This window comes from Nocardiopsis codii, from assembly GCF_036327455.1.
GTDB classification, from domain to species: Bacteria; Actinomycetota; Actinomycetes; order Streptosporangiales; family Streptosporangiaceae; genus Nocardiopsis; species Nocardiopsis codii.
Genome location: NZ_JAUZMY010000031.1, coordinates 66732 through 76299, shown reverse-complemented (window position 1 = coordinate 76299; position 9568 = coordinate 66732). Strand labels below are relative to the sequence as shown.

General features: G+C 72.8%; 6 protein-coding genes and 2 tRNA genes. 6 read left to right on the top strand and 2 right to left on the bottom strand.

What is annotated here, in order from left to right; genetic code table 11:
• Nucleotides 1-265 precede the first annotated feature (265 nt).
• From dnaG to Q8791_RS25675, 4 genes are all read left to right on the top strand, one after another.
• Complete coding sequence (dnaG, locus tag Q8791_RS25690) at nt 266-2152, top strand: DNA primase (protein ID WP_330094370.1); 1887 nt, start codon at nt 266-268, stop codon at nt 2150-2152.
• 104 nt (nt 2153-2256) lie between these two features.
• Nucleotides 2257-3342 carry an RNA polymerase sigma factor RpoD gene (gene rpoD, locus Q8791_RS25685; RefSeq protein ID WP_330094378.1) on the top strand — a complete coding sequence of 362 codons (1086 nt, stop codon included), beginning with the start codon at nt 2257-2259 and terminating at the stop codon, nt 3340-3342.
• A 154-nt stretch (nt 3343-3496) separates the two neighbouring features.
• Nucleotides 3497-4828 carry a glycoside hydrolase family 18 protein gene (locus Q8791_RS25680; RefSeq protein WP_330094369.1) on the top strand — a complete coding sequence of 444 codons (1332 nt, stop codon included), beginning with the start codon at nt 3497-3499 and terminating at the stop codon, nt 4826-4828.
• Nucleotides 4829-4963: 135 nt separating this feature from the next.
• A complete protein-coding gene (locus Q8791_RS25675; protein ID WP_330094368.1) occupies nt 4964-7951 on the top strand; it encodes an FAD-binding and (Fe-S)-binding domain-containing protein in 2988 nt (995 codons plus the stop codon).
• 138 nt (nt 7952-8089) lie between these two features.
• Here the strand turns inward: Q8791_RS25675 and Q8791_RS25670 are convergent, their stop codons facing one another.
• Nucleotides 8090-8617: a hypothetical protein gene (locus tag Q8791_RS25670; RefSeq protein WP_330094367.1), complete on the bottom strand. Its 528-nt coding sequence runs from the start codon at nt 8615-8617 to the stop codon at nt 8090-8092.
• Nucleotides 8614-8952, bottom strand: coding sequence for a hypothetical protein (locus tag Q8791_RS25665; protein WP_330094366.1), 339 nt, complete (start codon nt 8950-8952; stop codon nt 8614-8616). The genes Q8791_RS25670 and Q8791_RS25665 overlap by 4 nt, the downstream gene beginning before the upstream one ends.
• A 156-nt stretch (nt 8953-9108) precedes the next feature.
• Here Q8791_RS25665 and Q8791_RS25660 point away from each other — a divergent pair.
• Both Q8791_RS25660 and Q8791_RS25655 read left to right on the top strand, forming a co-directional pair.
• A tRNA-Asn gene (locus Q8791_RS25660) sits at nt 9109-9181 on the top strand.
• Between the two features lie 181 nt (nt 9182-9362).
• Nucleotides 9363-9438, top strand: a tRNA-Asn gene (locus Q8791_RS25655).
• Nucleotides 9439-9568 lie beyond the last annotated feature (130 nt).

Below are 9568 nucleotides of genomic sequence, written 5' to 3'. Positions count from 1 at the left end.
AGGGCGACCGCGGCGGCGACCCGCCCCCCCCCACGGCGCTCCCACGGGTGGCCGCGGATCTCCGGGAGGATCTGTCCGGGGGTCCCGGGACGGCCGGACCGGCGGGGGAGGCCGGGCGACAGGTCGATTCCCCTCGGCCGGACCGGTCGTGGCGGCAACGGTCGGCCCTGCCCGACCGGCGCGGGCGCACCGGTGGGGGAGGGGGAGCACCCGCGGGACCTCCGGGGCGGTCGGAACGTCCCGGGGGAGAACTACCCTGGGGACCGTGGCAGGCCGGATCAGAGACGAAGACATCGCGCTCGTACGCGAACGCGCGCCCATCGCGGACGTGATCGGCGAGTACCTCCAGCTCCGCAACGCGGGAGGGGGCTCGCTGAAGGGGCTGTGCCCCTTCCACGACGAGAAGTCCCCCTCCTTCAACGTCACCCCCTCCAAGAACCTCTGGTACTGCTTCGGCTGCGGGGAGGGAGGGGACACGATCTCCTTCCTCCAGAAGATCGACAGCCTCAGCTTCGCCGAGGCCGTCGAGTCGCTCGCCCGGCAGGTCGGCGTCACGCTGCGCTACGAGGAGGGCGGCCGCAGCACCGCCCGGCACGACTCGGGCAAGCGGCAGCGCCTCCTGGAGGCGCACCGGGCCGCCGCCGAGTTCTTCGCCGAGCAGCTCCTCACCGGCGGCGCCGTCACCGCCCGCCGCTTCCTGGACGAACGCGGATTCAACCGCGTCCACGCCGAGCACTTCGGTCTGGGCTACGCACCCGCCGGGTGGGAGAACCTCACCACCCACCTGCGCCGCAAGGGTTTCACCGACCAGGAGCTGATCGAGGGCGGCCTGGCCAGCCAGGGCAGGCGCGGCGCCTACGACCGCTTCCGCAACCGGCTGCTGTGGCCCATCCGCGAGGTCACCGGGGAGGTCGTCGGCTTCGGCGCGCGCAAACTCGACCCGGCCGAGGACGGACCCAAGTACCTCAACTCGCCGGAGAGCCCCATCTTCCACAAGGGCCGGCTCCTCTACGGGCTCGACCTGGCCAAACGCGACATCTCACAGAAGAGCCAGGCGGTGATCGTCGAGGGCTACACCGACGTCATGGCCTGCCACCTGGCCGGGGTGACCACCGCGGTGGCCACGTGCGGCACCTCCTTCGGCGAGGACCACCTCAAGATCCTGCGCCGCATGCTCCTGGGCCGCTCCAACCAGGGCGGCCGGGTGGTGTTCACGTTCGACGGCGACGCCGCGGGACAGAAGGCCGCCGTGCGCGCCTTCGCGGAGGAGCACGGCTTCGCCTCCGAGACCTTCGTCGCCGTCCAACCCGACGGGCTCGACCCCTGCGACCTGCGCCTCCAGCACGGGGACCAGGCCGTGGCGGACCTCGTCGACAACCCCGCGCCCCTGTACGAGTTCATGATCCGCAAGGTCATCGAGGACTACGACCTGTCCGCGCCCGAGGGCCGCATCGCCGCCCTGGACGCCGCGGCCCCGGTGGTCGCGAGCATCCGCAACGCGGGCGTGCGCAGGCTCTACGGCACCAACCTCGACCGCTGGCTCGGCATTCTGGACGAGTCCTTCGTGCTGCGCCGGGTCAACCAGCACATCCGCCGGGGCAACGCGCAGGAGGGGCGGCCCGCCGCGCCGGCCGCGCGCCCCGTGCCCACCCCGGACGCGCAGGACGCCCCCTACAACCTGAACGACCAGTCACTGCTACGCGAGAGACAGGCACTCAAGATCGCGCTCCAGTACCCGTCCCTGGCCGTCGGGTTCGACAAGTTCACCGACGAGGACTTCACCGTCCCCCAGCACAAGGCGGTGCTCGGGCTCATCATCGCCGCGGGAGGGGTGGCCGCCGCGTACGACCCCGCGGCGTGGGTGAGCGCCCTGCGCGAGGCCGCTCCGAACGAAACGCAACGTGATTTCCTCACGCGGCTGGCGGTCGAACAGGTGCAGTTCTATGGAGAACTCGACGAGCATTACGCGCGGCAAATGCTGAGCACGATCAGAACTCATTCCATCAACCGGCGCGAGTCAAACCTGAGATCCGAGCTGTCTCGCCTGGGGGCCAGCTCCGAGGTCGAGGAACAACAGCGCGTATTGACCGAACTCATGGCCCTCCAGCAGGAAAAACGTGCCTTCCAGGATGAGTTGGCGGACGGTATGTAGCAGTGGGGTGACAATAGTAGTTCTCCCTTCCAGGGTGCCCTGAAGGGCACAATGGAGTGGTGTCTCCCACGGTTGTGACCAACGCAATGCCGTCCATTCGCGAGGTGGCCCGCCTGCTCCCCGACGCGAGTGGGGGAACGGTCAGTCGGAGCGAGGTCGCGTCGGCGCTGGAGCGCCTGGACGCGCCGCCGGACTCCCTCGACCAGACGGTCTCCCACCTCGCCCGGATCGGCGTCGAGGTCTCCGATCCCGACGAGGGCGCACGGGTCTCCGACGGGGCCAGGCGCTCCGGATCGGACCTGGTGCGCCTGTACCTGCGCGAGATCGGCCGGGTGCCGCTGCTGACGGCCGAGCAGGAGGTCGAGCTGGCCAGGGCCGTCGAGGTCGGCCTCTACGCACAGCGCCGCCCGTGTACCGACGGGGTGTGCTCCCCGGACGAACTCGCGGTCCTCGTGGAGGAGGGCGGACGGGCCAAGAGGCGCCTGATCGAGGCCAACCTCCGCCTGGTCGTGTCGATCGCCAAACGTTACATGGGGCGGGGCCTGCTCTTCCTCGACCTCATCCAGGAGGGCAACCTCGGCCTGATCCGCGCCGTCGAGAAGTTCGACTACGCCAAGGGCTTCAAGTTCTCCACCTACGCCACGTGGTGGATCAGGCAGGCCATCACGCGGGCGATAGCGGACCAGGCGCGCACGATCCGCATCCCCGTGCACATGGTCGAGACGATCAACAAGCTCGCCCGGGTGCAGCACCAGCTGCACCAGCAGCTCGGGAGGGAACCCAGTACGGCGGAGGTCTCCTCGGCCGCCGGATTCGTCGGGGACCGTGTCCTGGAGATCCAGCGGATCGCCCGGGAGCCCGTGTCGCTCCAGGCGCCGATCGGCGAGGAGGAGTCCGACTTCGGCGACTTCATCGAGGACTCCGACGCGGTCGTCCCCGTCGAGGCGGCGGCCTTCACCCTCCTCCAGGAGCAGCTGCACACCATCCTCGGCGACCTGTCCGACCGGGAGCGGCGCATCATCCGGCTGCGCTTCGGGATGGCCGACGGCAACCCGCACACCCTGGAGGAGGTCGGCCGCGAGTTCGGGGTGACCCGCGAGCGCATCCGCCAGATCGAGGCCAAGACCCTCGCCAAGCTCCGGCACCCCTCACGGGCCGGAACCCTCCGCGACTTCCTGGAGAGCGACTGAACCGCGCCGGGCCCCGCCTCCTGTCGGCCTCCCCGGAGCCGAACACCAACGCGCGGGCCGCGGCCAGGGTTCCCGGCGCCACCGGAACGGCCTGATGTGGCCGATATGGACGGAACGCCCCGCGTTCGCGGCCCCCGGCCCCTACCGTCGAGGGGTGAACGCCACCCCGAAGCCGCCGAGCACCCGGGTTTTCCTCGGACGGCGTCCCCTGCTCCTCGCCCTGGGCGCCGCCGTCACCGCCGGGGCACTGATCGCGGGGGCCTTCGTGGTCGCGACCGGAAGGAACCCCGAGCGCATCGGGTACTTCGCCGACTGGAACGTGGCCAACCGCGGCTACACCGTCAAGGAGCTGGAGGAGAGCGGCGCCGCAGACCACCTGACCCGGCTGATGTGGGCGTTCGGGGCGATCAGCCCTGAGGGGCTCTGCCACGTCCCCGACACCCACGACCAGCCATGGGAGCTGTACCAGCGCAGGTACGACGGGGACGAGAGCGTCAGCGGCGGCTCCGACGAGTACGAGCAGGAGCTCGCGGGCGGCCTCAACCAGCTGCGCCAGCTCCAGGAGCGGCACCCCGACCTGGGGGCCAGCCTGTCCCTGGGCGGATGGAACTGGTCGACCCACTTCTCGGTGGCGGCGCGCACCGAGGAGTCCCGTGAGGCCTTCGTGTCCTCCTGCGTGGACCTGTGGCTGCGCGGCAACCTCCCCGTCCGCGACGGCGAGCCCCAGGGCGGGGACGGTGTGGCGGCCGGGATCTTCGACGGCATCGACCTGGACTGGGAGTGGCCGGGGGGCGCGGGCCACCCCGACAACGTCGAGCACCCCGACGACGCCGCCAACTTCACCCTCCTGGTCGCCGAGTTCCGCCGCCAGTTCGACGCGCTGTCCGCCGAGACGGGGGAGGAGTACACCCTGTCGGTGTCGCTGTCCGGCGCGGCCCGGACCAGCGAGTCCTACGACGCCGCGATCTTCGGGCAGGTGGACTTCGCGACCGTGCAGGGCTACGACTTCGCCGGGCCGTGGAGCGGGGAGACCGCCCACCACTCGAACCTGTTCGTGCCGGACTCCCAACCGGACGCCAACAGCGTCGACGCCGCGATCCGGCGCTACTTGGACCTGGGGGCGCCCGCGGACAAGCTGGTGATGGGGATCCCCGCCTTCGGCCGGGGCTGGCAGGGCGTGGGCCCCGGCGGGGACGGCGGGCGCGGCGGGACGCCCGACGGGCCCGCCGACGACCACTACGACGGCCCGACCATGGCCTTCGGCGACCTGGAGGAGCTGGAGGGCCGGCGTTACCTGGACGAGGAGGCGGGCGCCTACTGGGTCCACGACGGCGACGAGTGGTGGACCTACGACAACCCCGACGTGGTCGCACTCAAGGGCGAGTACGTGCTCGACCGGGGCCTGGGCGGGCTCATGGTGTGGAACCTGGACATGGACCCCGACGGCACCCTGGTGCGGGCCATGGACGAGTCCCTCGGAGGCTGAGGGTCCGCCGGGACCCGACCGGCGGCTCCGACCGGCGCGGGGACGCCGACCCGCCCGCGAGGCCCGACAGAGCGCGGGAACAGACCCGCGCGGCACGGTTGCGGGGCCGACACCGGCCGCGCCACCCTTGGCACCATGGCCGACCCGCAGAGCAGCACCAGCGCCCGAACCGACGTAGCCGACCTCCGCCGCGACCTGGAGAGCAGCATCCGGGGCACGGTCGCCTTCGACGCGGGCACACTCGCCCTCTACACCTCCGACGCCTCCAACTACCGCCGGGTCCCCCTCGCCGTGGTCGTCCCCGAGACCGTCGAGGACTGCGTGGCGGCGGTCCGCGCCTGCGCCGCGCACGGCGTCCCCGTCATCCCCCGGGGCGGAGGCACGTCCATCGCGGGCAACGCCATCGGCACCGGCGTCGTCATCGACACCTCCCGCCACCTGCGCGCCATCGAACACATCGACCCCGTCGCCCGCACCGCCACCGTGCAACCCGGTGTCATCCTCGACGACCTGCGCGCGGCCACCGCGGAGCACGGGCTGACCTTCGCCCCCGACCCCTCCACCCACAGCCGGTGCACCATCGGCGGCATGGTCGGCAACAACGCCTGCGGCTCCCACTCGGTCGCCTGGGGAACCACCGCCGACAACATCGTCTCCCTGGACCTCCTGCTCAGCGACGGCACCCGCCTCACCGTCGGCTCCTCCGACACCGCGGAGGAGTTCGACGCCCTCACCCGGCGGCCCGGGCGCGAGGGGGACATCCACGCCGCACTGGCCCGCCTCGTCGACGCCCACCGGGCCGCACTGCGCACCGCCATGCCCGAGTTCCGGCGCCGCGTCTCGGGCTACGCCCTGGACCGGCTGCTCCCGGAGAAGGGCCGCAACGTCGCCGCTGCCCTCGTCGGCACCGAGGGCACCTGCGCGTTCGTCCTCGGCGCCACCGTCCGGCTCGTCGAGTCGCCGCCCGCCCGCGCCCTGGCCGTCCTCGGCTACCCGGACGCCGCGGCGGCCGCCGACGCGGTCCCCGACCTGCTCGGCCACTCCCCGCTCACCGTCGAGGGCATCAACGACCGCATGGTCGCGGCCCTGGACCTGCACGGTTCCGGTTCCCGGGTCCCCCTGCCGGAGGGCGGCGCCTGGCTCCTGGTCGAGATCGCGGGGCAGGACCCCGCCGACGCCGCAGCGGCAGCCGACCGCATGCTCGCCGACCTGCCCGAGGCCTCCCGGCCCCAGGACGCGGGCGTCGTCTCCGACCCCGCCCACCAGAGGGCCCTCTGGCGCATCCGGGAGGAGGGCGCCGGGCTCACCCAGCGCACCCCCTCCGGGGCGGACGCCTGGTCGGGGTGGGAGGACGCGGCGGTCCCGCCCGAGAACCTGGGGGCCTACCTGCGGGACTTCGACGCCCTCATGGAGCGCCACGGCCGGTTCGGGGTGGTCTACGGCCACTTCGGCGACGGCTGCCTCCACGTCCGCATCGACTTCGAGCTCACCCACGAGCGGGGCCGGGAGGAGTACCGGGCGTTCATGGAGGAGGCCGCCGACACGGTGGTCAGGCACGGCGGCTCGCTGTCCGGCGAACACGGCGACGGCCAGGCCCGCTCCGAACTCCTCACCCGCATGTACCCCGCGAGCCTCATCCGCGCCTTCGGCGAGTTCAAGCGCGTATGGGACCCCGCGGGCCTCATGAACCCCGGCATCATCGTCGACCCCCTCCCGCTCGACGCCGACATCCGCGTGGCCGCCGACCTCGCGCCGCCCGCGGAGCGGCCCGTCACGCAGCTGCCGCTGCTGGAACAGGTCACCCTGGCCTACGGCGAGGACGGCGGAGACCCCGCCGGGGCACTGCGCCGCTGCTCCGGCATCGGCAAGTGCCGCCGCCAGTCCGGGCCGGGCGTCATGTGCCCCAGCTACCAGGTCACCCAGGACGAGAAGCACTCCACCCGAGGCCGCGCCCACCTGCTGTTCGAGATGGCCAGGGGCGAGGTCGTCACGGACGGGTGGCGCTCGGAGGAGGTCCGCGAGAGCCTCGACCTGTGCCTGTCCTGCAAGGGCTGCCTGAGCGACTGCCCCGTCAACGTGGACATGGCGAGCTACAAGGCCGAGTTCCTGCACCAGCACTACCGCAACCGCGTGCGCCCGGCCGCCCACTACTCGATGGGCTGGCTGCCCCTCTGGGCGCGGATGGCGTCCCTGGCCCCGGCCGAGGCCAACCGCGCCACCAGGCTGCCGGGAGTCTCCGGACTGGCGAAGAGGGTCGCCGGGGTGGCGGCGCAGCGTGACCTGCCGTCGTTCGCCCGCACCACCTTCACCCGGGCCTTCCGCCGCCGGGCCGCGCGCGGGGAGGCCCGCAGGGGAGGGCCGAGGGTGGTGCTGTGGCCGGACACCTTCGGCAACCACCTCAACCCGAACGTGCCCGCCGCCGCGGTGCGCGTCCTGGAGGACGCCGGGTTCACCGTCGTCCTGCCCCGGGGCCAGGTGTGCTGCGGACTGACCTGGGTGTCCACCGGCCAGCTCGACGTCGCCCGCGCGGTCATGCGCCGCGCCGTGCGCGCCCTGGCCCCGCTGGTGGAGGAGGGGCTGCCCGTGGTGGGCCTGGAGCCCAGCTGCACCGCCGCCCTCCGCCACGACCTGCTGGAGCTGCTGCCCGGCCGGGAGAGCGAGCGGGTGGCCGCGTCCGTGCACACACTGGCGGGCTTCCTCAACGAGTACGCGCCCGACTGGCAGCCGCCCCGGGTGCCCGCCTCCGCCCTGGCCCAGGTGCACTGCCACCAGCACGCGGTGATCGGATTCGACGCCGACCGCGCCCTCATCGCCAGGGCCGGGATCGACGGGGAGGTCCTGGACTCCGGCTGCTGCGGGCTCGCGGGCGACTTCGGGTTCACCGAGGGCCACTACGAGGTCTCCACCGCCATCGGCGAGCGCGAACTGCTGCCCCGCGTGCGGGCGGCCTCACCGGACACCCTCGTGCTCGCGGACGGCTACAGCTGCCGTACCCAGATCGTCCAGGGGACGGGACGCAGGGCGCTGCACCTGGCCGAGGTCCTCGCCCGGGGGCTCGACCGGCGGGCGCCCGGCGCGGGCGCGGCGGAGCCCGCCGCCGACACCGGCCCCCGACGGGCCTGAGGGGCCGCCTGCGGGGCGCGAGTGCCCCTGGCCCGGATTCCTACCCGTGGCCGATGCCGGCGCCCGGACACGCCACGAGGACACGATGGCGGAGGAGGGGAGGACCGGTGCCCGGCCGGGGTGCCGGGGGAGCGTCGCCTAGACGCCCATCTGGTCGTGCAGGGCCGACAGCGCACGGGACGCCGCGTCGGACAGGCGCGGGTCCTCGGGGTCGACCCCCTCGCCCAGGTGGACGCGCCAGTCCACGTCGGCGCCGCCGGGCGGGCGGCGCGCCACCAGCCGGAAGCCGGTGGTCGAACCGGGGTCCGGGAACGGCACGAAGCGGTTGACCAGGATCGTCGCGGTGACGCGCTCCGCGACGGTCTCGGCCAGGCGGCGGTAGTCGACGCCGTCGGCGGCCGGGTCGGAGCGCAGCCGGACGGTGTGCCCGCCCGAGCCCTCCTCCAGGAACCTGAAGGTGTCGGGCGTCCAGCCGGCCTGGTCGATGTCCTCCCAGGGCACCGCGCGTCCCCCGGGCAGGTACAGGGCGCGCGTGGTGGTGACGAGCACCTGCTCGGCGGCGTCCCCTCCGGGGGGAACGGCGACGGGCGCGTGCGCCAGCACGCGCTCGCCCCGCTCCAGCCGGGCGCGGACCCCCGCGGGGACACCGCGGTGGAACAGTGTCACGAGCGGTCCGCGTCGTCGTCGGGGCGTCCGTTCCTGGGCTGGGTGCCGTTGGACACCCGGGTCTCCCACTCGACGAGTTCGATCTCCTCGTCGGTGGGCCGGGCGAGGAAGTCGCGCAGCGACGTGATCGGCATCTTGTCCACGGCCTTGTCGTAGACGGTGCGGCCGGCGTTGCCGACCTGGGCGCCGACGAGTCCGGCGACCTCCTGGACGACAGGGCTGTCCGCGACCTTGCGGGCCGTGCGGGCGAGCTGCTCGTAGCGGGCCCTGCCCGCCTTGGCGCCCAGGACGTATCCGATGGCGAGTCCGGCGACGAACGTGATCCGGTAGCGCATGGGTGCCTCTTCAGACCTTGGAGACGATCGGCGTGATCTGTGCCTGGCACGTTACCCTGTCGCCGCCCCGCCACACGTGCCGACACCGGTCACGAGCACTCCTGGGGGGCGCTACGCTAGTGGTGTCGCCACGGCCAGGAGCCGGGTGGCGCACGATCCCGCGTAGCTCAATTGGCAGAGCAGCCGGCTGTTAACCGGCAGGTTATTGGTTCGAGTCCAATCGCGGGAGCGCATCGGGGCCCGTCGGAGAGATCCGGCGGGCCCTTCTCGTGTGGTCGCCCCGGGGCGCCACCCCCGGCCGGGGGCTCCGCGATGTCGCACGGGAAGCGGAAAACGCGTCGCGAGCACGCTGGGGAGGCGCTAGGCTTGTTCCTGTCACCGAGACCCGGCAGGGTCGCGGAGGCGCACGATCCCGCGTAGCTCAATTGGCAGAGCAGCCGGCTGTTAACCGGCAGGTCATTGGTTCGAGTCCAATCGCGGGAGCCACACGAAGAGGGCCCCTCCCACGGGAGGGGCCCTCTTCGCTGCTTCTCCGGACTGTACCGGAGGGACCGCCGCGACTGCGGTCCCCCAAGCCCTGGCCGCGCGGTGTCGGGGTCGACCAAACACACGGGTC